18 protein-coding genes are annotated in these 25692 nt (G+C 69.5%); 7 read left to right on the plus strand and 11 right to left on the minus strand.

Going from position 1 to position 25692, the window contains the following annotated elements:
• Positions 1–4: 4 nt before the first annotated feature.
• The 4 genes from E5P3_RS28290 to E5P3_RS28305 form a co-directional block, all read right to left on the minus strand.
• Positions 5–802, minus strand: a complete 798-nt coding sequence (locus E5P3_RS28290; protein WP_162588986.1) for an HpcH/HpaI aldolase family protein — start codon at positions 800–802, stop codon at positions 5–7.
• Between the two features lie 19 nt (positions 803–821).
• On the minus strand, positions 822–2150 hold the full coding sequence (gudD, locus tag E5P3_RS28295; protein WP_162588987.1) for a glucarate dehydratase: 1329 nt from the start codon (positions 2148–2150) through the stop codon (positions 822–824).
• Between the two features lie 11 nt (positions 2151–2161).
• Positions 2162–3121 carry a Bug family tripartite tricarboxylate transporter substrate binding protein gene (locus E5P3_RS28300; RefSeq protein ID WP_162588988.1) on the minus strand — a complete coding sequence of 320 codons (960 nt, stop codon included), beginning with the start codon at positions 3119–3121 and terminating at the stop codon, positions 2162–2164.
• Positions 3122–3256: 135 nt separating this feature from the next.
• Entirely contained in the window at positions 3257–4288 is a 1032-nt protein-coding gene (locus E5P3_RS28305) for a LacI family DNA-binding transcriptional regulator (protein ID WP_162588989.1), read from the minus strand.
• A gap of 166 nt (positions 4289–4454) precedes the next feature.
• On the opposite strand from E5P3_RS28305, the gene E5P3_RS35925 reads away from it, so the two are divergent.
• Positions 4455–6290, plus strand: coding sequence for a serine/threonine protein kinase (locus E5P3_RS35925; protein WP_232073354.1), 1836 nt, complete (start codon positions 4455–4457; stop codon positions 6288–6290).
• Positions 6287–7498 (plus strand): OmpA family protein, encoded by a 1212-nt coding sequence (locus E5P3_RS28315; RefSeq protein WP_162588990.1) that lies wholly within the window; start codon positions 6287–6289, stop codon positions 7496–7498. Before E5P3_RS35925 ends, E5P3_RS28315 begins: the two co-directional genes overlap by 4 nt.
• 19 nt (positions 7499–7517) lie before the next feature.
• Here E5P3_RS28315 and E5P3_RS28320 read toward each other — a convergent pair whose 3' ends face one another.
• Positions 7518–7808, minus strand: coding sequence for a hypothetical protein (locus E5P3_RS28320; protein ID WP_162588991.1), 291 nt, complete (start codon positions 7806–7808; stop codon positions 7518–7520).
• A 134-nt stretch (positions 7809–7942) separates the two neighbouring features.
• Complete coding sequence (locus E5P3_RS28325) at positions 7943–8416, minus strand: ferritin-like domain-containing protein (protein WP_162588992.1); 474 nt, start codon at positions 8414–8416, stop codon at positions 7943–7945.
• Between the two features lie 327 nt (positions 8417–8743).
• Here E5P3_RS28325 and E5P3_RS28330 point away from each other — a divergent pair, with 327 nt between their 5' ends.
• Genes E5P3_RS28330 through E5P3_RS28340 form a run of 3 tightly spaced genes read left to right on the plus strand, consistent with a single transcriptional unit; the run spans position 8744 to position 16415 of the window.
• The gene (locus E5P3_RS28330) at positions 8744–10876 is read left to right on the plus strand and encodes a CHAT domain-containing protein (RefSeq protein WP_162588993.1); all 2133 of its coding nucleotides are present in this window, start codon (positions 8744–8746) and stop codon (positions 10874–10876) included.
• Entirely contained in the window at positions 10873–12591 is a 1719-nt protein-coding gene (locus E5P3_RS28335; protein ID WP_162588994.1) for a ShlB/FhaC/HecB family hemolysin secretion/activation protein, read from the plus strand. The genes E5P3_RS28330 and E5P3_RS28335 overlap by 4 nt, the downstream gene beginning before the upstream one ends.
• 2 nt (positions 12592–12593) lie before the next feature.
• Positions 12594–16415, plus strand: a complete 3822-nt coding sequence (locus E5P3_RS28340; protein ID WP_162588995.1) for a beta strand repeat-containing protein — start codon at positions 12594–12596, stop codon at positions 16413–16415.
• A 186-nt stretch (positions 16416–16601) separates the two neighbouring features.
• On the opposite strand, the gene E5P3_RS28345 is transcribed toward E5P3_RS28340, so the two are convergent.
• Together E5P3_RS28345 and E5P3_RS28350 are read right to left on the minus strand one after the other, a co-directional pair.
• Positions 16602–18959: a hypothetical protein gene (locus E5P3_RS28345; RefSeq protein WP_162588996.1), complete on the minus strand. Its 2358-nt coding sequence runs from the start codon at positions 18957–18959 to the stop codon at positions 16602–16604.
• A gap of 286 nt (positions 18960–19245) precedes the next feature.
• The gene (locus E5P3_RS28350; RefSeq protein ID WP_162588997.1) at positions 19246–19752 is read right to left on the minus strand and encodes a hypothetical protein; all 507 of its coding nucleotides are present in this window, start codon (positions 19750–19752) and stop codon (positions 19246–19248) included.
• Positions 19753–19997: 245 nt separating this feature from the next.
• Between E5P3_RS28350 and chrA the strand changes: the two genes are divergently transcribed.
• The gene (gene chrA, locus E5P3_RS28355; protein ID WP_162589917.1) at positions 19998–21338 is read left to right on the plus strand and encodes a chromate efflux transporter; all 1341 of its coding nucleotides are present in this window, start codon (positions 19998–20000) and stop codon (positions 21336–21338) included.
• Between the two features lie 24 nt (positions 21339–21362).
• On the opposite strand, the gene E5P3_RS28360 is transcribed toward chrA, so the two are convergent.
• Positions 21363–22559, minus strand: a complete 1197-nt coding sequence (locus E5P3_RS28360; protein WP_162588998.1) for a CaiB/BaiF CoA transferase family protein — start codon at positions 22557–22559, stop codon at positions 21363–21365.
• Positions 22552–23493, minus strand: a complete 942-nt coding sequence (locus E5P3_RS28365; protein WP_162588999.1) for a hydroxymethylglutaryl-CoA lyase — start codon at positions 23491–23493, stop codon at positions 22552–22554. Before E5P3_RS28365 ends, E5P3_RS28360 begins: the two co-directional genes overlap by 8 nt.
• A gap of 129 nt (positions 23494–23622) precedes the next feature.
• Here E5P3_RS28365 and E5P3_RS28370 point away from each other — a divergent pair, with 129 nt between their 5' ends.
• Complete coding sequence (locus E5P3_RS28370; protein ID WP_162589000.1) at positions 23623–24363, plus strand: IclR family transcriptional regulator; 741 nt, start codon at positions 23623–23625, stop codon at positions 24361–24363.
• A 130-nt stretch (positions 24364–24493) separates the two neighbouring features.
• Here the strand turns inward: E5P3_RS28370 and hisC are convergent, their stop codons facing one another.
• Positions 24494–25609, minus strand: a complete 1116-nt coding sequence (gene hisC / locus E5P3_RS28375) for a histidinol-phosphate transaminase (RefSeq protein ID WP_269473997.1) — start codon at positions 25607–25609, stop codon at positions 24494–24496.
• Positions 25610–25692: the final 83 nt, after the last annotated feature.

Raw genomic sequence — 25692 nt, forward strand, 5'->3', positions numbered from 1 at the left:
CCTTTCAGTAGGTGGAGGAGTTGGACGGCGTCGTGCTCGGCGGTGTGGCACGCATCGTGGCCAGCACCTGTTGTGAGCCGGCGGCGATCAGGCGCGCGTCCGAGCTCACGGTGACGAACTGAAAGCCCTTGGCGATGCGCGCCAGCGCGCCCTCGGGCGTGCCGTTATGGATGCCGGCGACCAGGCCGTGCGCCTTGGCGCGCGCGAGGATGTGGTCGATGGCCTGCGCGACCGGCGGGTCGACGTCGTCGAAGACGGGCCGGCATCCGAGCGCCAGCGAGAGGTCCGAGGGGCCGATGTAGACCGCGTCCAGGCCCTCGACCGAGAGGATGTCGTCGAGGTTGTCCAGCGCCTGCGCGGTCTCGATCATCGCGAAGGTGACGATGGTGTCGTTGGCGTGCTGCGGGTAGTCGGCGCCGCCGTAGAGCAAGGCGCGCACCGGGCCGAAGCTGCGCGTGCCGCGCGGCGCGTAGTGGGTGTAGGCGACCAGGCGCTGGGCCTCCTCGCGCGTGTTGACCATCGGGCAGATCACCCCGTAGGCGCCCGCGTCGAGCGCCTTCATCAGCGCGCCCGGCTCCAGCCAGGGCACGCGCACCACGGGTACGGTGTCCGTGGTGGAAATGGCCTGCAGCATCGTGACCATGGCCTGGTAGTCGACCACGCCGTGCTGCAGGTCGATGGTCAGCGAGTCCCAGCCCTGGTGGGCCATGGTCTCGGCCGAGAAGCCGTTCGGGATGGCGAGCCAGCCGTTGACGGCAGCCCCACCGGATTTCCACAGCGCGCGCAGGCGGTTCTCTCTCATGGGGCTTCCTTCAGGAGGTTCAGCGGACGAAGGCAGGGCGCTTCGGGTCGAAGCGCCAGCCGGGGACCAGATATTGCATCGCAACCGCGTCGTCGCGTGCGCCCAGGCCATGCTGTTTGTAGAGCTGGTGCGCCTTCTCGACCTCGGCCATGTCCAGCTCGACGCCCAGCCCGGGCTTCTTCGGCACCTGCACCAGGCCGCCTTCGATCTTCAGCGGCTCCTTCGTGAGGCGCTGGCCATCTTGCCAGATCCAGTGCGTGTCGATCGCGGTCACGCGCCCCGGCGCGGCGGCGCCTACTTGCGTGAACATGGCCAACGAGACGTCGAAATGGTTGTTGGAATGCGAGCCCCAGGTCAGCCCCCAGTCGCGGCAGGTCTGCGCTACGCGCACCGAGCCGGCCATCGTCCAGAAATGCGGATCGGCCAGCGGGATGTCGACCGACTGCAGCGCCAGCGCGTGGCTCAGCTGGCGCCAGTCGGTGGCGATCATGTTGGTCGCGGTGGGCAGGCCGGTGGCGCGGCGGAACTCGGCCATCACCTCGCGGCCGGAGAAGCCCTCTTCCGCGCCGCAAGGGTCTTCGGCGTACGCGACCACGCCGCGCATGCGCTGGCCGAGGCGGATCGCATCCTTCAGGAGCCAGCCGCCGTTGGGATCGAGCGTCACCCGCGCCTCGGGGAAGCGCTCGTGCAGCGCGACCACTGCATCGACTTCCTCATCCCCGCGCAGCACGCCGCCCTTGAGCTTGAAGTCGTTGAAGCCGTAGCGCGCCTGCGCCGCCTCGGCCAGGCGCACGATCGCCTCGGGCGTCATTGCCTTCTCGTGGCGCAGGCGCGACCAGTCGTCGGCGGCATCGGGCTCGCGCGCGTAGGGCAGGTCGGTCTTGTCGCGGTCGCCGACGTAGAACAGGTAGCCCAGCATCTCCACCGCGTCTCGCTGCTGGCCTTCGCCAAGCAGCGCGGCGACCGGCACGTCGAGGTGCTGGCCCAGGAGGTCGAGCAGCGCGGATTCGATGGCCGTCGCGGCATGGATGGTGGTGCGCAGGTCGAAGGTCTGCAGCCCGCGGCCGCCGCTGTCGCGATCGGCGAACTTCTGCTGCACCTGCTGCAACACCCGCTGGTGGGCGCCGATGGGCTGGCCGACCACCAGTTCGCGGGCGTCTTCCAGCGTCTGGCGGATCTTCTCGCCGCCGGGCACCTCGCCGACGCCGGTGCGGCCGGCGCTGTCGGTCAGGACCAGCAGGTTGCGGGTGAAGAAGGGGCCGTGGGCGCCGCTCAGGTTGAGCAGCATGCTGTCGCGGCCGGCGACCGGTATCGCGCGCAGCTCGGTGATGACGGGGGTCTGATTCATAGGAGTGTCGATCAGTCGATCGTGATCTTGCCGGTCTCGATCACTTTCTTCCAGCGGTCGAACTCTTGTTTCTGAAAGCTTGCGAACTGCGCGGGCGTGTTGCCGACCACTTCGAGGCCGATGGCGGTGAACTGCTGCTTGACCGCCGGTTCGTTCAGCGCCGCAACCATCGCCTCGCTCGCCTTGGTGCGCACCGCGGGCGGCAGCCCCTTCGGCGCGACGATGGCCTGCCACGAATAGACCTCCACGTTCTTCACCCCGGCCTCGGCCATCGTGGGTACGTCGGGCAACACCGGCGATCGCTTTGCGCCGGTGACCGCCAGCGCCTTGAGCTTGCCGCTCTTGATGTGCGGGACCACCGCGTTGACGTTCTGGAAGGACGCTTCGACCTGGCCGCCGAGCAGGTCGGTGATGGCCGGCGCGCCGCCCTTGTAGGGCACATGCAGGCCGGTGGTGCCGGTCTCCTGCCAGAACAGCTCGGCCGTGAGGTGGTCGCTGGAGCCGTTGCCGGAGGAAGCGAAGGTCGTCTTGCCGGGGTTCTTCTTCTCGTGGGCGATCACGTCGGCCACCGTCTTGTGCGGCGAGGCGGCGGGCACCACCAGCACGTTGGGCGCCTGCACCGCAACGGTGATCAGGTCGAAATCCTTCAGTGCGTCGTACTGCAACCCCTTGATCAGGTGCGGCGCGATCACCAGCGGCCCGAGCGAGGTGACCAGGAAGCTGGAGCCATCTGCGGCCGCCCGCTTGACCTGGGTCGCGCCGATCGTGCCGGTGGCGCCGGCCTTGTTGTCCACCAGGAAAGGCTGGCCGAGCTTCTCGGTGAGCTTGGGGGTGATGGCGCGCGCCACCATGTCGGTGGACCCCCCGGCCGGGAAGGGGACGACCAGCGTCACTGGTTTCTGGGGCCATTCCTGGGCTTGGGCGAGGCAGGCGGACAGGCCGATGGCCAAGGCGCAGAGCAGTTTCTTCATGGGGCTTGTCTCCGAAAAATTCGAAAGTGGGGATTGCAGATGCGGCAACGGCTTGGTAGCGCTACCGCGAACAGCCCCGATGGTAGCGCTACCGTTGTTGGCGTCAAGTGCCGATTGCTAAGGGTTTCTACTGAATCAGGCGCTGGCGCGGTCGACGATCGAGAAGCCGATGTCGACCACCCGTTCGGCCACGTCCCGGCCCTCGGCGCGATCCACGATGAAGCGCGCCGCCTGCCGACCAATGGCCGCGCTGTCGATGCGCACCGTGCTGAGTGCCGGATGCAGATCGGCCGCGAACTCAAGGTCGCCGAAACCCACCACCGCCAGCTGGTCCGGCACCGCGATGCCGCGGGCCTGGGCTTCGATCATCACGCCCAGGGCCAGCAGGTCGGAGCTGCAGAACACGGCCTCGATGCCGGGCGCCGATGCGAGCAGCTCGGCCAGCGCGCGGCGCCCGCTTCCGAGCGTGGTCGGCGCCGGCACGTAGATCAGCGACACCTCGGGCAGGCCGGCGTCGCGGGCCGCGTCGCAAAAGGCCTGGTGCCGGCGCCGCGAGCGCTCGTCGTCGCCGGCCACCACCGCCAGGCGGCGGCGGCCCTTGGCGCGCAGGAAATCCACCACTGCGCGCCCCACCGCCGCGTGAGAAAAGCCGACCAGCATGTCCAGCGGCGTGGGCGTGAGGTCCCAGGTCTCCACGACCGGGATGCCGGCGGCCAGCAGGCGCCGCCGGCCCTCGGTCGAATGCAGGATGCCGGTGAGCACGATCCCGTCGGGACGGCGGCCGATGATGGCATCGAGCAGCGCGTCCTCGCGCGAATCGGTATAGCCGCTCTGGCCCAGCATCAGCTGATAGCCCTCCTCGGCCAGCGCCTCGGTGAGCGACTGCACGGTCTGCAGGAACACCGGCCCCGCGATCGTCGGCACCACCGCGGCGACCAGCCGGCTGCGCGTCGACGCCAGGCCGCCGGCCAGGACGTTGCGCACGTAGCCGGTGCGGGCGACGGCCTCGCTCACCTTCCGGAGCACCTCCGGGGACACCTGGGCCGGCGTGTTGAGCGCACGCGACGCGGTGATGGGCGCGACGCCGGCCAGCTTGGCCACGTCATGCAGCGTGACGGCGCCGCTGCCGCGGCGGCTGCGGCGTGCGGGGGACGGTTCGGCCTTCATGACGGCGATTCTAAGTGCGGACGATAGCGCTACCGTCGGGGAGTGGCTGTGGTGCCCGCGCCCATGTCCGGGAGCGCCGGAATCTCCTTTTCGCCTAGTGCTTCTGGTGAATGCTTCTGTTTGCAACGCGCAGTAGAGTCAATGCTCACATAGGGGATTGGACGCCATGGACAGCCTCGCCACCGTCACCCTGCCTGTCGTGCCCGGCCCAGCGACCGAAAGCAGCGACTGGCCGGCGCAGCAGCCCGACTGGGCCGAGTTCGAACGCGACGGCGCGCGCGCACTGCCCGAAGGCCTGCGCCTGCGCGACTACGAGATCGTCGGCCCGATCGGCGAAGGCGGTTTCGGCGTGGTCTACCTCGCCTGGGACCACGCGCACCAGCACCATGTCGCGATCAAGGAATACCTGCCGGCAGTGCTGGCCGGGCGCGACCGCTCCTCCACCGCGGTGGTCGTCCGATCGCCGCGGCACCAGGACAGCTTCCGCATCGGCCTGCGCAGCTTCGTCAACGAGGCCCGCATCCTGGCGCGCTTCGACCATCCCGCCCTGGTGCGCGTGCTGCACCACTGGGAAGACAACGGCACGGCCTACATGGCGATGCCCTACTACCAGGGCCCGACGCTGGCGCGCGCCCTCGCAGGACTGGGCCGCCCTCCCGAGGAGGCCGAGCTGCGCGGCTGGCTGCGGCCGCTGCTCGACGCGCTGGGCACGATGCACGCGCTGAGCTGCTTCCACCGCGACATCGCGCCCGACAACATCCTGCTCACTGACAGCGGCCCCGTGCTGCTGGACTTCGGCGCTGCGCGGCGTGTGATCGACGGCGCAGGGCAGTCGCCGGCGGTGGTGTTCAAGCCCGGCTTTACGCCCGTCGAGCAGTACGGCGAGCTCGCCTCGATGCGGCAGGGGCCGTGGACCGACCTCTATGCGCTTGCGGCGGTGGTGTACGCGGCGATCACCGGCCAGCCGCCGATCTCATCGATCGAACGGATGCCCGACGACCCTCTGCAGCCCCTCTGCGTAGTGGCGCGCGGCCGCTACAGCGAGCCCTTCCTCGCGGCCGTCGACGCGGCGCTGTCGGTGCTTCCGCAGGACCGGCCACAGAGCGCGGCCGAGTTCAGGGTGCGGCTGGGCGACGATGGCGTGGCATGCGAAGCGTGTGGCGATGCCCCGGACTTCGCGCCCGGCCGCCCGCCGGCTTCGGCTGCGGCCGAAGCGCCGGCACTGCACGCCGCGTTCCGCAGCTTCGTGCCTTCGATCGCCACGCCGGCGGCACGCCGGGTCGAGCCGCTCGCGGCGATGGCGCCGCGCCCGCGCCCGAAGCCGGCGCCGGTGCAACGCACCCGCTTCAAGCTCCCGGCGCTGGCGGGAACGGCCGCAGTGCTGATCGGCCTGATGACCGCCGGGCACTACCGCATCGGGGATCCGGTCCGCACGGACCCGCCGCTGGCCGTGCTGGCCGCCTTGCCCGCGACGCCTGCTGCGCCTCTGACACCCGCGGCATCAGTGGCACGGGCAGCGCCGGTCGCATCGACTGCGCCGACGACGCCGATGCCATCGGCCCTGCCAGCTGCGGCCGCCGCGGTGCAGCCTCCCGACCCACGGCCTGTGGCTGCCATGCGCGAACGCACGCCCCCGGTGCCAGTGCCTGCGCCGGCCGACGTGCAGCCGCTGCGCGTCGTCGCCCTGCCATCGATCGCCCTCGACGCACCAGAGCCCGCCCCGTACGCCGAGGCAGCGCCATCGCCGCGCCGCGCGCCGCGGCCTGCCGTCGCGCCCGCACCGGCGCGTGCCGACCCCTTGTTCGGCACGGTGTCGCGCCAGCCCGTTCAGGCACGCCCGGCCAGGCGCGAGGCGCCCGCGCTTGCCGCCGAGCCGCCGGCCCGCGTGCTGGCCAGCGCCGCGCCCTCGCATGACGGCCGCTGCAGCGAGCTGCTGCTGCGCGCCTCGCTCGAACCCCTGGGCGCCGCAGAGGCGGCCAGTCTGAAAAGGGGGTGTGAATGATGGCCACGACCTTCTCCCGCAGCCGCCTGGCCGTGTCCCTGTCCGGCGCCCTGCTGATCCTGGCCGGCCTCGCCGGCTGCGCGACGCCCGCGCCGCCGCCGCCCTCCAAGGCCGAGCTCCCCTTCGACCAGGCCATTGCCCAGGCCACCGACAGCCTGGTCGTGCAAACGCAGAAGCAGGCGCCCCTGATCGCACGCAGGAGCGTCAAGCGCGGCGTCGTGCTCGATCCGATGATCGACGCGGGCAGCGCTCAGCAGACCGTGGCCACGCAACTGCTGCAGGAGCGGGTCAGCGAGCGCATGGGCTCCAGGCACGAGACGATCGAGCTGCTGCCCTTCCAGAGCGCGAACCTCGCCAAGGCCCGCTACCTGCTGACCGGCACCATGACGCGGCTGTCGGTCGAGCAGGCGCGCAGCCCGTTGCGCATCGACCTGGCGCTCACCGAGCTGGCCACCGGCATGGTGGTGGCCCAATCCTCCGTGGTGGCGCGCGACGACGGCCTCGACCACACGCCGCTGCCTTACTACCAGGACACGCCGGTGCCCATCAGGGACCAAGTCATCGACAGTTACGTGCGCACCACCGCCACGCCTGCAGGTCAGCGCGCCGACCCGTACTACCTGGAGCGCATCGCGGTGGCCCCTGCCATCAAGGACGCCACCACGCACTACAACGCCGAGCGCTTCCAGGACGCGCTGGCGCAATACAACAGCGCCGCCGGCGGAACGGCGGGCAACGCACAGCTGCGCGTGCTCAACGGCATCTACCTGAGCGCGGCCAAGCTGGGCCGAACTGCCGAGGCCGAGCAGGCCTTCGGGAAGATCGTGGCCTACGGCATCGCGCAGCAGCAGCTGGGCGTGAAGTTCCTGTTCAATCCGGGCAGCACCGCGTTCTGGCCCGATACCAAGGTCAGCGGCCCGTACCCCATGTGGCTGCGCGAGATCGCCAAGGCCAGCGCTGACGCCAAGGTCTGCATGGACATCGTCGGCCACACCAGCCGCACCGGCTCGGTCGCCTTCAACGACACCCTGTCGATGCAGCGGGCGCGCTACATCCGCCAGCGCCTGATCGGCGAAGCCGGCGTGCTGGACGAACGCACCAAGCCGAGCGGCAAGGGCTTTCGCGAGAACATCATCGGCACGGGGACCGACGACGTGGTCGATGCGCTCGATCGCCGGGTCGAGTTCAAGATCGTGGATTGCGGCTGAGCGCTGCGGTCTTCATGCCCTATGTCGGGCAAGAGCGGCCGCGCCGGTTCGACAGCTTCACCTGCAGCTCGTCGGCCACTTCCACTGCGCGATGCTCCATCACCGCCACCGGATAATTGCCGATCACGATGCTGTCGACGCTCACGGTGGCATAGCTGAACTCGTGGCCCAGGGCCGACGCGGCGTCCTGCAGGCACTGGGCCACCGACGCCAAGCCCTCCCGCGCGTAGCGCCAGGTGCCGTCGCCAATGCCTACGTACGAATTGAAGTTGCGGTCGCCGCACTTCGTGATTTCAACTGCCGGTTGCATCGCTGTTCTCCCAGAGTTCGCTGGGAAGATTCTCGCGAGCACCCTGGCCCGGCGGAACTGGCCATTGGTCGAATTAGCCGCTCAGCATCCTTCAACTGGAGGAGGCCGCTCGGCCTGCGCGGCCCCCTCGCCACTCAACCGCGGGCGCGCGCCTGGTCGCGCAGCGTCTTGATCTGGTCGTGATTGCGCTGCGCGCCCTCGGCCTGGCGCTCGACCACGCTGCGCACGTCGGCGGGCAGGTTCTGCTTCAAGGCCTTGCGGTAGCGCGCCACGGCTGCGTCCTCGCCGCGCTCGCACTCCTCGAGCATCGACAGTTCGCTGTTGGCGCCCACTGCCCCCTTCACATGCACCCAGCCGCGGTGCATCGCACCCGTCGCGGTGCCCCCCTCGGCCGGCTCGCCGCCACGCGCCAGGATCAGCTGCGAGAGCTCGCTCGCAGCCTGCGCGCAGCCTGCGGCGCGGTCGCTGAACACGCGCTTCATCTCGGCCGACTTCACCTCGTCGGCGCATGTGCGAAAGCCGTACTCGCCGTCTCGCGAGTTCTCGAGCAGGTCGTTCAGGATGTCCACCACGTCGTCGTCGGCCAGAACTTCAGTATCAACTGCCATGAAAGTACTCCTAGTGATTCAGCGGTCCCGTGCGGGACGCTTGCTGGAGCCTTCATGATTGGCCAACGGCTCGCTCGCCACGTCAGCCTCGCCTGACGGCACCTGTAGGGCGGTGCCGCCCTCACAGACCGTTTCAGGCAGCGACGGAATGCGTTTTTGCCTGCTTGGCTGAGCCATCGACCGCCTACGCCCTTCGCGCTAGACCGTATTGCGAATAGCCCCTCCCCGACCCCCCTCCTAGACTCGCCCCCGACGAGGTCTGAGGGGCGCGCACTCCGCGCGCCGGCGGCACGCAATCGCGCCGCAGAGGCCGCGCGCGGGGGTCGAATGCAAAGTCTTTCGGAGTTCGGACGAGCGCATGCGCGCAGGTGGATCGGCGCAGGTACCCTCGGGCTCGCGGCGCTGGTCGGCGGCCATGGGGCGCTGGCCCAGGCACCCGACGCCGAGGCGGTGGCCAGCAAGCAGGAACAGGCGCGGCTCGCCGACACCGACACGCTGCTGGCACTCACCAGCGACGGCGCGGTGCTCTACGCACAGGACAGTCCCAAGCTCTCGGGCTATCAGTACTGCAGCCAGGCGGTGGCGCTTGCCGAGGCCGGCGAGTTCCGCCAGAGCGTGCGCGCGGCGAGCAAGGCGTTGCACCTGGCCAACACGACGCGCGATCCCAACCTGCTCGCGATGGCGAACCGCGACCTCGCCATCGTCTACAGCTACTCGGGCCAGCTGGAAAAAGCCGAGGAGTTCGCTCGCGAGGCGCTCAAGCACCCGGCGCGCGACCCCCGGCTGGTCGTGGGCCCGGCGAACAAGGTCATCGGCGACGTGCGGACGCGGCGTGGCGACTATGCCGGCGCGGTCGCCAGCTACGAGACGGCGCTCGCCAACAGCTCGCAGCGCTACGCGCCGCTGGTGCAGTCCTCGCTGGTCAACGCCTTGATCGAATCGGGCGATGCGCCGCGCGCGCGCCAGCTGCTCGGCACCCTGCCCCCGCCGCGCGAAGCGCCGCTGGCCGCGCAACTGGAGCGCACGCGGGCGCGCCTGCTGCTCGCCGAGAACAAGCCGGCCGAGGCGCGCGACCTGTACCTGCAGCTCACCACGCGGCAGGTCGGCATCGACAGCGGCTACTACCGGCTCTGGGCCTGGGACGGCGTGGCGCGCAGCGAGCTCGCGCTCGGGCAGAAGCAGGCGGCGGCCGATGCGGTGGGCCGCGCGCTCGGCAGCGTCGATGCGGTGCGCGCGAAGTTCCGCAGCGAGGAATTCAAGATGGGCCTGTTCTCGGACCTCCAATCGGTGTTCGAGCGCGGAGTAGGGCTCTACAGCGAGGTCGGCGATGCGCGCCAGGCCTTCGAGCTCAGCGAGCGCAGCCGCTCGCGCGCGCTGCTCGACGCGGTGCGCGGCCGGGCGCGGCTGAGCAGCGTGGCCGCCGCGACCGTCGACCTGGCGACGCTGCAGCGCACGCTGGCCCCCGATGAGCGCGTGCTGCAGTTCCATGCCCTGCCCGACCGCCTGCAGGCCTGGGTCGTGAGCCCGGCAGGCATCGAGGCCAGGAGCTTCGCGATCAAGCGCGACGACCTCAACGAGCTGGTCGAGACATTCCGCAATTCGGTGGTGCGCGGGCGGCGCGCCGCCATCGCCAATGCCGACAAGCTGGGCGCTGCGCTGATCGCTCCGTTGGGCCTGAAGGCCGGCGAGCGCCTGGTGATCGTGCCGCACGGCCCGCTGCACTACCTGCCCTTCCAGGCGCTGCGCGTCGACGGCCGCTACCTGATCGAGACCCATCCTGTCTCCGTCGCGCCCTCGATGAGCATCGCGGTGCAGCTGGCGCAGCGCTCGCCGCGCGCCGATGCGGTGCTCACCGCCTTCGGCAATCCGCGCATCGAGGACAAGTACGACCTGCCCGGCGCCGAGGTCGAGGTCAAGCAACTGGCCCAGCTGTTCCCGCGCAACAGTGTCTACATGGGCGCCGCGGCGACCAAGTCGCAGTTCCGCGACGTCGCCGCGCGCGCGCCGCTGATGCACGTGGCCGCCCACGCCGAGGCCGACCAGGTCGACCCGCTCTATTCGCGCATCCTGCTGGCCAACGAGGGCGGCAAACAGAGCTTCCTGGAAGCGCACGAGATTCTCGGCCTGCCCATGCAGGGCAGCGCCCTGGTCACGCTCTCGGCCTGCGAGTCGGGCCTGGGCCGCATCGCGCAGGGCGACGAGGTGCTGGGCTTCACCCGCTCCTTTCTCTCCGCTGGCACCGGGAGCCTGATCTCCTCGCTGTGGCCCGTCTCGGACGATGCCACCGCCGTGCTCATGGGCACCCTCTACGCCGAGCTGGCCAAGGGTCGCGACATCCAGCAGGCCATGCAGGCCGGCCAGCTCGCCGTGCTGAAAGAACCCCGCATGTCGCATCCCTTCTTCTGGGCCCCGTTCAACCTGATCGGCAACTGGCGTCTCAAGGTGGGGAGCCCGGCATGAAGGGGGCACGCGCGCTGTCGAAGCCCTCGCAGATCCGCCGTCCCGCCGCGCTCGCCGCCGCCTCGCTCGTGGTGATGGCGATGGCGCTGGCCGCCTCGCGCGTCCACGCGGGCGGCGATGAAGCCGTCACGCTCGCGCCCACCCAGGACCCGTGCGGCAGCTGCGACCGCCCCGTGGCCCAGGCTCCCGCCGCGCCGCAGAGCCTGCCGGCGCCGCCCGCGCCCGTGGCGAGCTTCCGGCTCAACGATCTCCGGCTCAACGGCGCGCAGACGCTCGGCAGCGAGGAGCTGCAGGCCATCACCCGCCCCTACATCGGCCGCGACGTCACCCTGGCCGACCTGGAGGCACTGGCGCAGGCCATCACCGCCAGATACCGCGAGCGCGGCTACTTCCTGGCGCAGGCCGTCGTGCCGGTGCAGACAGTGCAGGGCGGCATCGTCGAGATCAGCGTGATCGAGGGCCGGCTCGGCAAGGTCGACGTGGCCGTGGCACCGGATGCGCCGATCGGCGAGCAGCGCGTGCGCGCTTTCCTCGCGCCGCTGCAGTCGGGCGAGGCCCTCAGCGGCGATCGCTACGAGCGCGCGATGCTGCTGCTGTCGGACCAGCCCGGCGTGCGCGTGTCCTCCGCCCTGCAGGAAGGCACCCAGCCGGGCACCACCGATCTCACGGTCGAGGTCACGGCCGGGCCGCGCTGGGCCTTCACCGCGGAAGCCGACAACCACGGGACCAAGGAGTCGGGCCGCTATCGCGTGGGGGGCACGGCGCGCTGGCTCAGTCCGGCCGGCATCGGCGACAACCTCGACCTGCGCGCCATGGTGTCGGACGACGGGCTGTGGTTCGGCCGCGCCGCCTACGAGGCGCCCATCGGCGCGAGCGGGCTGCGCGCCGGCATCGGCCTGGCGCGGGTGCGCTACGAACTGGGCGGCCAGTTCGCCGACCTGGACGCGCGGGGCCGCGCCGACGTGTTCGACCTTTCGCTCAGTTATCCGCTGATCCGCCAGCGCCGGCAGAACCTGTTCCTGCGGCTCTCGGCCGACGCCAAGAAGCTCGAGGACGAGCTGGGCGCCGTGAGCCTCACCTCCGACAAGCGGATTCACGGCCTCGGCCTGGGCTGGGCCTGGGAGCGGCGCGACGAGGTGCTGGGCGGCGGCTACTGGGCAAGCTCCGGCGCGCTCTACCACGGCAAGCTCGACATCCGCGACCCGCAAACGCTGGCCTTCGACCAGGGCCTCGGCGGCCACCGTACCGACGGCAGCTTCACCAAGCTGAGCTTCCTGGTCTCGCGGCTGCAGTCGGTCATGCCACGGCACTCGCTGTTTCTTTCGCTGGGCGGCCAGTGGGCCAGCAAGAACCTCGATGCGTCCGAGAAGCTGGCGCTCGGCGGCGCCCGCGCCGTGCGCGCCTATCCCTCGGGCGAGGTGCTGGCCGACCAGGGCTTGATCGGCACCGTCGAATGGCGCTGGTCCTACAACGAGGAACTCACGCCCTTCGTGTTCTACGACGCCGCCCGCGGCAAGCTGGCGCACGACCCCACGCCCTTCGACGGCGTCAACCGGCTGAGCCTGCGCGGCTACGGCATCGGCCTGTCGTGGTCGCGGCCCGGCAACTTCGCCATCAACGCGACGCTCGCCTGGCGCGACGGCACCCAGCCGACGCAGACCGACGGGGGCGGGCGCAACCCTCGCCTTTACGTGCAAGCACAGAAGGCCTTCTGAACATGAACTCCCAATCGAAGCCAAGGCGATCCGGACGCACCCAGCCTGCGTGTTTCCCCTTGCGCCCGGTGGCGCTGGCCCTGGCGTGCATGAGCGCCCTGGCGCCGGCGGCGGCGCAGCAGTTGCCGACCTGGAACAACTTCATCGTGCGCGGCGGCAACGTGGCGGTGGGGAGCGGGCCCGGCAACCTGCCGATCACGGCCGCCGGGGTGCCTTCGCCCGCGGGCACGATCCTGCCGATCACGCAGGCCACGCCGCGCGCCATCATCGACTGGCAGGGCTTCTCGATCGGGCCCGGGAACGCGGTCAACATCACGCAGCAGGCAGGCCCGCGCAGCGTGCTGCTCAACCGCGTGACCGGCAACGAGCTCTCGACCATCGCCGGCTCGATGACGGCCAACGGCCGCGTCTTCCTCGTCAACCCCAACGGCGTGCTGTTCGCGAACGGTTCGACGGTGAACGTCGGCGGCATGGTCGCCTCCACGCTCCGGATGGGGACCAGCGACGCGGACTTCATGGGCGGCAGCGAGCGGCTGGTGTTCCAGCAGGTGGGCGGTGCGCTCGGCACGGCCGAGAATCGCGGCAGCATCACCGCGAACGGCGGCGGCACTGTGGCGCTGATCGGCGCAAGGGCCTTCAACAGCGGCAGCATGGTGGCGCAGGGCGGTACGGCCGCACTGGTGTCTGCCGACACGGTGACGGTCGACTTCGCTGGCGACGGGCTCACCACCTTCAAGGTCTCGCCGGGCCTCTACGGCAATGCGATCAACGGCGGCCTGGTGCAGGCCGACGGTGGGCGGGTGGTGCTGATGACCACCGGCGGCAGCGAGGTGGGGCAGGGCGTGGTCAACAACCGCGGCGTGCTGCGCGCCGACACGCTCTCATCGCGCAACGGAGAGATCGTGCTCGACAGCGGCAGCACGGCGGCCGGCGTCACCCTCAACGGCGGCCTGCTCTCGGCGGCCGGCAACGAGGCCGGGTTTCAGGGCGGCACGATCGACGTCACGGGGCGCACCATCCTGCTGCAGCCCTTCGTGGCTCTGCCGTCGACCGTCGTGGTTCCGGGGCCGAACGACAGCGGCATCGTCGATGCGAGCGGCGCTGCCGGCGGCGGGCGCATCCAGCTGCACGCCACGGCGGTGGGCGCCAGTGCGCAAACGGGCGCCATCGCCGTCGCGGCCGGCACCCGCATCGGTGCCGACGCCACGGCCGCCGGCAACGGCGGCGAGATCCGCGTGCTGGGCGAGCGCACGCTGCGCGCCTACGGCACGATCACCGCCAAGGGCGGACCTGCCGGCGGCAACGGCGGCGTCATCGAGACCTCGGGCGGCTATGCGGTGCCCGCGGGCGACAGCAATGGCGGCATCGACCTCGCGGGCCTGCGCACCGATGCCTCGGCACCGAACGGAACGGCGGGCCAGTGGCTGGTCGATCCGTTCGACGTCACGATCGTCAACGGCAACGCCGCCGGCACACTGACCGGCACGCCCTTCGTGCCGATCGCCGATTCGACCATCCAGGACGGCGACATCAATGCGGCGCTCAACAGCGGCACCAGCGTGCGCATCACGACCGGCAATCCTGCGGCGGGGGCGCCGGACGTCGGCGACATCTTCATGGACGACGTGCAGATCGAGTACAGCGCCAGCAAGGGCCCGCTCACGCTGCAGCTGGATGCGCACCGCAGCGTGCGCGGCAACACCGCCTCGGTGATCGCCTCGGTCGGCGATCCGCTGAACGTGATCTTCAACGCCGACGCCAACGGGGCGGGCGCTACGGTGGGCGGCGGCCAGGTGAGCTACAGCGGCGCGATCTACACCAACGGCGGCAGCGTCGCGATGAACGGCACCTGGGCGAACGCCAGCAACGGCATGTGCAGCATCTGCCTCACGACGGCGCTCATCGACACGCGCACCGGCAATCAGCAATCGACGCTCGGCGTACCCGGCGCGTACACCGGGGGCAGCGACGCGGGCCTGGGCGGCGCAGTGCAATTGCGCGGCATCAGCACCTTCGGCGATCCGGCCGCGGACAGCGTCGGCGCAGTCTTTGTCCAGAACAGCGTCATCAGCACGGCCACCGGTGACATCTCGATCTTCGGCAGCCACAGCGCTGGCAACGGCGTGCAGCTCGAGAACTTCGTGAGCCCCGGCACGCTCAGCACCACCAGCGGCAACATCTCGGTGACCGGCATCGGCACCTTCGCCGCGCAGACGCCGGGGCATGGCGTGCTGATCGACAGTGAGACACTGCGCACCGCCGACGGCAACATCACGATCGCCGGCCGGCGCCTGGCCGGCGGCCCGGTGGCCGGCGCGGGCGTGCTGCTGGCCAACGGCGCGCTGCTGCAGACCACCGGCAGCGGCGACATCCGCGTGACCGGGCAGTCCGATGGCAACGGCGCCGGCGTCAACATCGCGCCCTCGCCCGCGCCGACGGCCGGGCCGCCCGGCCAGATCGACGGCAACCGCAACGTGGTGCTGCGCGCAGTCAACGACGGCAGCACCGATGCGCTGGCGATCGGCGGCCCGGTGCGTGCCGGCAACGCGCTCGACCTGCGGCCCGGCGGCGTCGACCTCGCAGGCAATGCGCTGGACCGCACCGACGTGCCGATCACGATCGGCAGCACCGCAGGCACCGGCTTCGCGGTCTCCGCCGCGGAGCTCGGGCAGATCACCACGCCGACCCTCGTGGCCGGCAGCACTGCGCACGCAGCCGACATCACGGTGGTGGGGCCGTTGGCGCTGGCCTCGGCGCTCACGCTGCACAACGGCGGCGGCGGCAACATCCGGCTCGCCGCGCCCGTGTCCACGCCGCAGCTGGGCCTGCTGAGTGCGGGCGACATCACGCAGGCCGCAGGTTCGACCGTCACCGCCGGCGCGCTGCTGGCGCGCTCCAGCGGCGGCAGCGTGCTGCTCAACGAGCCGGGCAACAACGTCGCGGCCGTGGGCGGCGGCGCGGCCGGCCGCTTCGAATACACCGACGCCGACGCGCTCGCGCTGAGCACGCCTTCGGTCACCAGCTTCGATGCCGCGACCCAACTGCCGCAGACGGTGTCCGGCACGACCGTGAGCGCCGACCGGGTGCTGGTGCGCACGCTGAGCGGCGACCTCTCGCTCGGCACCCACGTCACGAGCACCACCAGCACCGACCTGGTGGCGGCGGCGCGCTTCCAGAACCTGGGCGCCTACACGATCGCCGGCGCGCCCTGGCGCGTGTGGGCCGATACGTGGGTCGGCGAGACGCGCGGCGGGCTGTTCGGATCGGGCCTGCTGCCCAACCTCTACCACTGCGCGTACCTGGGCCTGTGCACGGTGACGGTATCGGCCGCCGACAACCATTTCATCTACGCGCAGCAACCTGGCGCGACGGTGCTGGTCCACAATGCCGCGCGAGCCGGCGGCCGGCTCAACCCGCCGTTCACCTACAGCATCACGGGCCTGATCCTCGGCGACACCGGCGCGGGCTTCGCGGGCACCCTCAGCAGCCCGGCAACTCCCTTCAGCCTGCCGGGCAGCTACCCGATCAACGGCAGCTTCACGTCGGCCGAAGGCTACGCGGTCAACGTGGTGCCGGGCGTGCTGACCGTGGGGGCGCTGCCGGAACTCATCAAGCCGGACCTGGTGCGCGACACGCCGAGCACCTGGCTCTACGACCGCAACATCGGGCCGGCGCCGATCTGCCTGGCCACCGGGCCACTGGATGGCGACCGCGCCGCGCAGGAGGGCGACGTGCTCGCGCGCGAATGGTCGCGCGTGCGCTCGCGGCCCAACCTCACGAATTGCGTCGACACGGAGCGGCGCAATGGGTGCGCGGACTTCTAGCCTTCGTGGAATGGCCGAACCACCGCTATGAGCGGCGAAGCGGCACGGAGTGACGTCATCCAGGAGGAACGCCGAGCCAGACGGGTTCCCTTCCCTTCCTCGCCGATCCGCTCTCTTCCGCGCGGCCCGCATCGGTCAGCCAGGACCGCGGCCTTATACCTTGCTGCGGCCCGGGTGTGCGGACTTCTAGCCGACGTCCGGTGCCACTTCGGTTCGACTGCGAGGAAACGTCGACGAGATGTCGCGCCACGCTTGCGCGCCCATCGCGGTCTCGACGCGCTCGCCGATATTCAGGACGTTCAGGACACGGTACTCGAACATGCGCACCATTGCGCCTACGACATGGTCGGCAGGACGATCCGGATAGAACCTGCACGGCGAAGAATCGCCCGCAAGGCTGATGAGCGCACGCGCCGCTGCTGCGTGCAGCGCCACCCTTCTGTCCGGATCATCGAGCTGTCCCATCCAGATGAGCGTGTCGCGCCCCAGTTGCTCGTCGCTGAATACGGCGCGCAGGACGCTGTGCACGTCGCCATCCGATAGCAAAGGCGTGCCATTCACTTGAATCGCTTGAAGTTGCAGCAGGGCATTCAGGGCGTCCTGAGCCCAGGGGTACTTCAATTTGTGCAACAGTTCATCCGCCCCGCCGCGCAGGCTGTCCGCGGCTGCAGCATCGATCGCTTTCACTCCCATCAGGAACATGGGATCTTTCAAGAACGAGAGCGCGGGTTTCAAGGACGTGGGCTGCGCACGAAGCATGACCCACATGAGCCTCCACCCGCGAGCCCACGGACGGACGTGCCGGATCTGGCTATCGGAGAGGTCGACGTGCCAGACCAGCATCTTCTTCAAGTCGGTCAGCGGCGCCCCGTCCAAGACTTGCTCGATGCGACCTGTTCCACCAACCTCGTGCCGTACCGTGGTCTGGATCGCTGGCAAAGCCGGACCCAGATCGACGCGAGGCGCGAGTGCGTTGAACAGCAAAGTCACCTGGGCGTTGTTCCATTTGCCGTTCCGGAGGCCGTCCACCGTGGCTTGCGCGACCAGCTGTTGACCCTCATTCATCTTCAGGATGACATCGAGCTCCGGGGAGCGCTCGGCGCTGCAGAGCAGCGGCAGCGCATAGATCATGAGCGTTGGCATGGCGCCAACGTTGTCCCGCTTAGGCTCTCCGACCATTCGATGGATGGCCCACCGTGGGTCTTGCGGCATCGGAAAGACGATCGAAAGAATGGTGTCGGCGAGTTGCGAGCATTCCGGCACCCCGGCCGCGGTGAGCACCACGGCCATCTGCAGCGCGACCGAACGCTGCTCTTCCCGCTCGACATCCGTGCTCTTCTCTTCCAGCGCCATGAAGCTGACAGGCCGCAGCTCGGCCTTGTATCCAGCTGCCGCAAGCTTTCCGATCGCAGCCTCGATAAGTCGCTCGCGTGCCGGGTTGCCGAACTCCGGGTACGGGCAGTCACGAATGAGAAGCGCGGCCGTGCGCAAGTCATCAGCGTCGAGAGCTCGCCGGAAGGTGTCGGCCAACTGGATGAGCGTGTCTGCAGGCTTTTCGACGGTGTTGGCGGCCTTGCCTGCTATCGAACTCAGAAGGCGGCCCCTCAGGATTGAGACCGTCTTTGCAGGGATTGCCGGCAGCGCGCCTTTGTGGGCTTGATAGACCGGCTCATCCCACCGCACAAGCAACCTGCTCACCGCGCTCATGAGTTGGGATCGCAGCCAATCGGCGTCGCTCTCCCCGAGCTTGTCGATCCACGCTGCAAGCCCCTGCAGGCGCTTGGCGCATGCGTCAGGGGTCTGCGAGTTCTCGGCCGCCGCCACCGCAACGCGCAGTACCTCAGCTCGCCCGTTCGCCGGTATGCGGCTGACCAGATCGAGTGTCAGCTCCGGCAGCTGAGCCATGTCTTTCAGCTGGGCCGCGAATGCCATGAGTTCAACCTCGTCCGCACCAGGGCGTCGCTCATCCAGGGCGGAACGGATGATGGCGGTCATCGTCACCGTCCACGGGAGATTGAGCGCCTTGAGTTCGTCGGCGAACAATAGGAGCAGGCGCAATTGCGTGAGGCATCTGACCGTGTCACGCGTCAGGGCGCGGTCCACCGTCAGGCGCACAGCCTCGACGAACACGTCGCCGTCCAACTTGTCGGCCATCTCCATGGTGAGCGGTGGAAACATTGTCATCACGCTCGACCTTGCCTCTGGCCACCACCGCAGCACTCCGAACACCTCATGAAATTTGCCGTCGCGCAACGCCTTGTGGGCCGTGGCCTCCAGCGCCCGATTCAGAGGCGTGAAGACCTCGTCGCCGCTCTTCCTCAAACGCTCGACGCGCTCGGTTCCACAGAAGTTCAGCAGCCCGAGTCGCACCGACGGCTCGCACACGCGAACGAGCGTGCATGCCCCCACGAAGCAGTTCGCGTCCACCAGAACCGCGACGAGGTTAGCGATGACGTGCCGGCTCTGATCGCCAAGCATCGAAGGAAAGACGATGCGGTCCGCCTCGATGATCAGGCCCTCGACCTGCTCCAGCGACGACAGCACATGTTCCCATCGACCGCCGCAATCCGCTTTCGTCAAAGGCGGAAGTGGTTTGATCGCATGTTGTCTTCTGCCTCCAGTCTGCCGTGGCGAAGCGGCTGGCAGCGGGTTTGCTTCGAGTGTTGAACGCCTGGTCGATCTGGTCGATCTGGTCGATCTGGTCGATTCGGTCGAATCGTTCAAGCCACCGCGTGGATTCCCCAAAAAAGATATAGGTCTCACAGTATCTGCCTGTCTGAAGTAGGTTGGGAATGTGAAGCGCTTGCAAGCAAGTCAGCTTCTGCTGAGCTCAACAGCGCAGAAATGCGCCCGAGCTGATCTCGGCCGGCCCGACGCCGGCGTGCGGCAACGGATTGGGCGGCTCGGGATGGAGGCGGGCGGTCCACGACTCGGCGGTTCGCCTGAATGCATCCAGCACTCCGGGCCATTCGTCCGGATCGTGGGGAAGGGCGGGGACGAGCATGGACAAGGTCAACAAACCCGTCTCTCGATGGACGTCGACAGCCCAGTGCGCTCCCTCGCCCGTCCAACGCGCCACGATGTCCGCCACATGGCGCGGCTCATCGTCGTCGAAGTCGTCATCCTCGTCGGCTTCCACGATGGCCTGCAGCAGCTCGGCCCGCACGTAGCCCGCGCCCGCAAACAGCTCGACCCGGCCATCCGGCAGCATGGCGGCGTGAATGTGCAGGCGCTCTCCGGCATCGAACACGAGGCCGCCGTCGGCGCTGACGCATGTCGGCGGCCGCTCCACCGAGGCAAGATACAGGTCGAGGCTGTGACCTAATTGAGCGGTCATCTTGGTGTCGCTCCTCTGGGGTAATGGTTATCCCGCTGAGTAACGGATCCTTCGCCTTGGTTCCATCACGGCGACATGACGTGACTCGGCGAAGAAGGCCACCTTCATGAGGCGTACCCTCGCCCAGCCTGAAATCGGAGAGCAATGAAACGTCGATGCCACCCAGGGTTGAACTGCCGCCCTGACCCCAACGCGCCCGGAGTACCTCCGGCGGAGCGCTCCTCGTGAGCGCCGCCCCCGACAAGATGGGCGAAGCGGTCGCCGCGCCCGCTCTCGCCAGCTTCGCCGAGGCCTTCCGCTTCTGGCTCAAACTCGGCTTCATCAGCTTCGGCGGCCCGGCGGGGCAGATCGCGATCATGCACACCGAACTGGTCGAGCGCCGCCGCTGGATCAGCGAGAGGCGCTTTCTCCACGCGCTGAACTACTGCATGCTGCTGCCCGGCCCCGAGGCACAGCAGCTGGCCACGTACATCGGCTGGCTGATGCACCGGACCTGGGGCGGCATCGTCGCCGGTGCCCTGTTCGTGCTGCCCTCGCTGTTCATCCTGGTCGCGTTGTCATGGATCTACCTGCGCTTCGGCGACGTGCCGGCGGTGGCCGGTCTCTTCTACGGCATCAAGCCGGCCGTCACCGCGCTGGTGCTGCACGCGGCGCACCGCATCGGCACGCGGGCGCTGCGCAACCCTTGGATGTGGGGCATCGCGGCGGCGGCCTTCGTGGCCATCTTTGCCTTCCACACGCCCTTTCCGGCCATCGTGCTTGGGGCCGGGCTGATCGGCCACTTCGGGGCGCGCCGCGCACCGGCGGTGTTCGCGCTCGGCGGCGGCCCTGGCGGCGCGCAGCACCGCTACGGTCCGGCGCTGATCGACGACGACACGCCGACACCGCCGCACGCGCGCTTCTCGCGCAGCCGGCTGGCAAGGCTGCTGGCTGTCGGGCTGGGTATCTGGGCGCTGGCGATGGGCGCGCTGGTCGCCACGCAGGGCCTGCACGGCACGCTGACGCAGATGGGCTGGTTCTTCACGAAGGCGGCGCTGCTGACCTTCGGCGGCGCCTACGCGGTGCTGCCCTATGTCTACCAGGGCGCGGTGGAGCAGCACCACTGGCTGTCGGGCGCGCAGATGATCGACGGCCTGGCCCTGGGCGAGACGACGCCGGGCCCGCTGATCATGGTGGTGGCCTTCGTCGGCTTCGTCGGCGGCTGGCTGCGGCAGGTGCTCGGCCCCGAGGCCCTCTTTCTCGGCGGCGCGCTGGCGGCCACGGTGGTCACCTTCTTCACCTTCCTGCCTTCCTTCGTCTTCATCCTGGTCGGCGGGCCCCTCGTCGAGGCCACGCACGGCAAGCTCGGCTTCACCGCGCCGCTGTCGGCGATCACCGCGGCGGTGGTCGGCGTGATCCTGAACCTGGCGCTGTTCTTCGCCTATCACGTGCTCTGGCCGCAGGGCTTCACTGGCCGCTTCGACTGGGTGTCCGCCGTCATCGCGGTGGCCGCGGCCTTCGCTCTCTTCCGCTTCAAGATCGGCGTGATGCCGCTTCTCGGCGCTTGTGCGCTGGTCGGACTTGCCGTCACGCTGGGCAGGGGCTGAACGCGATACGGACGTCCGCTTTGCTCAGTCGCCCGCAGCAATGCCCCGCTGCTTGAGTGCGGCGATGTCGGCCTCGCTGTACCCGACCTCGCGCAGCAGCGCATCCGTGTGCTCGCCGAGCAGCGGCGGCTGCAGCCGGATGCCCGGCCGCTCGCCGCCGAGAGTAAACGGCATCAGCGGTACCTTCGACTCGCTGCCGTCGTTCATGCGCACCGGCGCCAGGCCGCCCGTGGCGTTGAGGTGTGGGTCGTCGAAGAGCTCATGCGGTCTGGCGATGGGGGCGAAGGGCAGCTCGTTCTTCTCGAACACGGCGCTGAGCTCGGCTGCGCTGTAGCCCGCGAGGTGCGAGCGCAGCAGGGGCATCATCCAGTCGCGCGCGAGCACGCGGTCGTTGTTGGTCTTCAGGCGCGGATCGGCCAGCATGTCCTCCAGGCCGAAGGCCTTGCAGAAGATGGTCCACTGCTTGTCGCTGACCGCGGCCAGGAAGATCTGCTCGCCGTCCTTCACGGTGAAGACGTCGTACACGCCCCAGGCCGAGATGCGGCTGGGCATGGGATCGGCCGGCTTGCCCGTGGCCGCGAACTGCATCATGTGCTGCGCGACCAGGAAGATGTTGTTCTCGAACAGCGCCGACTGCACCTCGCAGCCCTCGCCGGTCTGCTCGCGCTCGCGTAGCGCCGCCATCGCACCGATGGCGCCGAACATGCCGCCCATGATGTCGTTGACGCTGGTGCCGGCGCGCAGCGGGTCGCCGATGCGGCCCGTCATGTAGGCCAGGCCGCCCATCATCTGCACCACTTCGTCCAGCGCGGTCCGGTGGTCGTAGGGGCCGGGCAGGAAGCCCTTGTGGCTCACGTAGATGAGGCGCGGGTCGAGCTTCTTCAGGCTCTCGTAGTCGAGGCCCAGCTTCTTCATCGTGCCGGGCTTGAAGTTCTCGCTCACGATGTCGGCGCTGGCGATCAGGCGCAGTGCGGCCTCGATGCCCTCGGGCTTCTTGAGATCGAGGGCGATGCTCTTCTTGTTGCGGTTGAAGGTGGGGAAGAAGCCGGCGCCGGAGCCCAGCAGGCGCCGCGTGGAGTCGCCCTCGACGGGCTCGACCTTGATGACCTCTGCACCGAGGTCGGCCAGCATCATGCCGCAGGTGGGACCCATCACCATGTGGGTGAATTCGACGACGCGGACGCCGGCGTAAGGCAGTGGCTTTGCGGTGCTGTCAGGCATATGCGGTTCCTTGGTTTCCCTGGGCAAAGCCCTTGGGCAGGCCGGCCTCGGGCGTCATGCCGTAGACCGGCTCGCCCGGCAGGCCGGCCATGAGCGGCGCGCGCGCCGCGATGAGTTTGCCGATGTCGATGTCGGTGGCGACGCCCATGGCCTCGAACATGAAGACCAGGTCCTCGGTCACGACATTGCCCGAGGCGCCGGGCGCATACGGGCAGCCGCCCAGGCCGCCGAGCGAGGCGTCGAAGGTGCGCACGCCCTCTTCGAAGGCCGCGAGGCAGTTGGCCAGGCCCAGCCCGCGGGTGTTGTGCATGTGGGCCGCGCCGGCCTGGCCGCCGAGCTCGGCGCGCAGGCGCCTGAAGAGGCGCCGCACCTGGGCCGGATTGGCATAGCCGACAGTGTCCGACAGGCCCGATTCGTCGGCGCCCGCCGCCACGCACTGCACCGCGAGGCGGATGACCTCGTCCTCCGGCACCTCTCCCTGCAGCGTGCAGCCGAAGGCGGTGGAGATGCCGGCCTCGAGCTTCACGTGCGGCGCGATCTCGCGGCGCAGCGCAGCGATGGCGCGCACTTCCTCGACCATCTCCTCGCGCGTCTTGCGCACGTTGGCCAGAGAATGCGCAGCGCTGGCCGACACCGGCATGGTGAGCTTGTGCACGCCGGCCGCGAGCGCGGCCTCCGCGCCCTTGCGGTTGGGCACAAGCGCCATCACGGTGAGCCCGGGCAGCGTGACCGCATGGCGCACCACCTCGGCGGCATCGGCCATTTGCGGCAGCAGGCGGGCCGGGACGAAGGAGGCGACCTCGATCTCGCGCACGCCGGCGGCGTGGAGCGCGTCGATCCACCGCAGCTTGTCCGCGGTCGGCATCGTCGCCTTGACGGACTGCAGGCCGTCGCGCGGGCCGACCTCGCTGATCAGCACATCGGGGCTTGTCATCGGGCTTGTCTCCTGGAGCGGGGTTTGCAAGTGCCTTGATCGAGCCTTGCTTGACAGTTCTATCTTACAGAACTAAATTCTATTGTACGAAATTAGACTGCAGCACCCCATGGCTGTCAAGCCGAGCCCATGCCCCGCAAAGCCCAGACCGAATCGATCGCAGACCTCGATGCCGCGCCCGGCGGCGCCGCCGCGGTCGATCGTGCGCTGAGCCTGCTGGCCTGCTTCCAGCCCGGCGACGAGGCGCTGAGCCTGGTGCAGTTCGCAGAGCGCACGCAGCTGTACAAGAGCACCGTGCTGCGGCTGCTCGCTTCGCTGGAGCATGCACGCCTGGTTCGTCGGCAGGACGACGGCCGCTATGGGCTGGGCATGGAGATCGCGCGGCTGCACGGTCTCTACGCCGCGGCCTTCTCGCTCGACCGCATCGTGCCACCCGTGCTGCGCGAGCTGGTCGCAGCCACCGGCGAGAGCGCGGCATACCACGTGCGGCAGGAGCAGGGCGATCACTGGGCGAGGCTGTGTCTCTACCGCGTCGACTCGCCGCACGAGGTGCGCGACCATGTGCGCGCGGGCGACCTGCTGCCGGCCAACCGCGGCGCCGGCGCGCGCATTCTCATCGCCTTCGGCCCCGAGGCCGAGCGGCCGCGCGGCGCGAAGGAGCGCAAGCTCTACGAGCACATCCGTGCGCAGGGCTGGTGCGCGCTGGTGGGCGACCGCTCGGCCGAGCTGGCTGGCATCTCGGCGCCGGTGTTCCATGCTGATGGCCGGCTGGCCGCGGCACTCACGCTGACGATGCCGGCGCATCGCTACGACGAGCGGCACATCGAGCCGGTGTGCGCAGCGGCGCGCCGGCTCACGGCGCAGGTCTAGCCCATCGTGCAGCCAAGATCACGCCGGGCCGTCACCAGCAGGTCGGCCTGGTTGCCAAGGCTGAAACGGGTATCTGGGTGACGCAGCTCCAGCTGAGGAGCGAAGACAGGTTGACCTGGATCTTCAGGACTCACCGCGCCGGGGCATGGTCGCGCAGCGCGGCCAGCACCGCCTCGATCTGCTCCGGCAGCCCCACGGTAATGCGCAGCCACTGCGGCAGACCGTAGCTGTCGAGCAGCGCCACCTCGACACCGGCGGCCAGCAGGCGCGCGTGCACGGCGCGCCCCTCGCCGACGTGCACCATCACGAAGTTGCCCGCGGAGGGGAGCGAGCCGAGCCGCAGCTCGTGCAGCCCCGCCTCGAGCCGCAGCCGCCCGACGGTGTTGAGCTGGTAGCTGCGCGCCAGGAAGGCCTCGTCGGCCAGCGCCGCCACCGCCGCAGCCTGCGCCGGCGTACTGACGTTGAAGCGCGGCCGCTGCGCATTCAGGCGCGCCGCCAGCGCGTGCTGCGCGACGCCGTAGCCGATGCGCAGCCCGGCCAGCCCGTAGGCCTTGGAGAAGGTGCGCGCGACGATCAGGTTCGGAAAGCGCCGCACCCAGGCGATGCTGTCATAGCGCTGGGCCGGCGCAAGGTACTCGCCGTAGGCCTCGTCGAGCAGCACGGTCACGTGCGGCGGCACCGATTCCAGGAAGGCGAGCAGCGGCCCGGCCTCGATGAAGCTGCCGGTGGGGTTGTTGGGATTGGCGACGAAGAGCAGCCGCGTGTCCTCGCCGACGGCGGCGCGCATGGCGTCCGGGTCATGGCCGAAGTCCCGCGCCGGCGCCACGGTGCTGCGCGCGTGGGCGTGCGCGGCCGCCTGCCCGTAGACCACGAAACCGTACTGCGAATAGACGACGTGCTCGCCCGGCTTGACGCCGACCCGGGCCGCGAGCTCGAGGATCTCGCTGGAGCCGCTGCCCAGCACCAGCCAGTCGGCCGGCACGTCGAGCCGAGCCGACAGCGCATGCTTGAGCGCGGTGCCGCTGCTGTCGGGGTAGTTGCCTGCGCCCTGGAGCGCTGCCGCGGCGGCGCGACGGGCGGACTCGGGCATGCCGAGCGGGTTTTCATTGGAGGCCAGGAGAATCATCGCGAGGGCCGGCATATTTGAGAGGTGAATGTATGGACCCTTTGCAGCCTGCCTATCAGGGCCTACCCTCTGCGAGTGGCTTCGCCGGCCTTGGCCTTTGATTACCCTCAATTTGGTCATTGATCAATCACATTTGAGGCGCTTACTCAACGGCCAGGTATCGAATAAAGTCCTCGACTGCATTTTTCCGTCTTGATTCAAGG

Source organism: Variovorax sp. RA8, assembly GCF_901827175.1.
Classification (GTDB): Bacteria; Pseudomonadota; Gammaproteobacteria; order Burkholderiales; family Burkholderiaceae_C; genus Variovorax.

Coding starts and splice junctions, on each gene's coding strand:
- hisC (WP_269473997.1), bottom strand. CDS start 25,609: ATGACCAAATTGAGGGTAATCAAAGGCCAAGGCCGGCGAAGCCACTCG.
- E5P3_RS28315 (WP_162588990.1), top strand. CDS start 6,287: ATGATGGCCACGACCTTCTCCCGCAGCCGCCTGGCCGTGTCCCTGTCC.
- E5P3_RS28365 (WP_162588999.1), bottom strand. CDS start 23,493: ATGACAAGCCCCGATGTGCTGATCAGCGAGGTCGGCCCGCGCGACGGC.
- E5P3_RS28335 (WP_162588994.1), top strand. CDS start 10,873: ATGAAGGGGGCACGCGCGCTGTCGAAGCCCTCGCAGATCCGCCGTCCC.
- E5P3_RS35925 (WP_232073354.1), top strand. CDS start 4,455: ATGGACAGCCTCGCCACCGTCACCCTGCCTGTCGTGCCCGGCCCAGCG.
- E5P3_RS28320 (WP_162588991.1), bottom strand. CDS start 7,808: ATGCAACCGGCAGTTGAAATCACGAAGTGCGGCGACCGCAACTTCAAT.
- E5P3_RS28290 (WP_162588986.1), bottom strand. CDS start 802: ATGAGAGAGAACCGCCTGCGCGCGCTGTGGAAATCCGGTGGGGCTGCC.
- E5P3_RS28305 (WP_162588989.1), bottom strand. CDS start 4,288: ATGAAGGCCGAACCGTCCCCCGCACGCCGCAGCCGCCGCGGCAGCGGC.
- E5P3_RS28350 (WP_162588997.1), bottom strand. CDS start 19,752: ATGACCGCTCAATTAGGTCACAGCCTCGACCTGTATCTTGCCTCGGTG.
- E5P3_RS28360 (WP_162588998.1), bottom strand. CDS start 22,559: ATGCCTGACAGCACCGCAAAGCCACTGCCTTACGCCGGCGTCCGCGTC.
- chrA (WP_162589917.1), top strand. CDS start 19,998: ATGGGCGAAGCGGTCGCCGCGCCCGCTCTCGCCAGCTTCGCCGAGGCC.
- E5P3_RS28300 (WP_162588988.1), bottom strand. CDS start 3,121: ATGAAGAAACTGCTCTGCGCCTTGGCCATCGGCCTGTCCGCCTGCCTC.
- E5P3_RS28325 (WP_162588992.1), bottom strand. CDS start 8,416: ATGGCAGTTGATACTGAAGTTCTGGCCGACGACGACGTGGTGGACATC.
- E5P3_RS28330 (WP_162588993.1), top strand. CDS start 8,744: ATGCAAAGTCTTTCGGAGTTCGGACGAGCGCATGCGCGCAGGTGGATC.
- E5P3_RS28370 (WP_162589000.1), top strand. CDS start 23,623: ATGCCCCGCAAAGCCCAGACCGAATCGATCGCAGACCTCGATGCCGCG.
- E5P3_RS28340 (WP_162588995.1), top strand. CDS start 12,594: ATGAACTCCCAATCGAAGCCAAGGCGATCCGGACGCACCCAGCCTGCG.
- gudD (WP_162588987.1), bottom strand. CDS start 2,150: ATGAATCAGACCCCCGTCATCACCGAGCTGCGCGCGATACCGGTCGCC.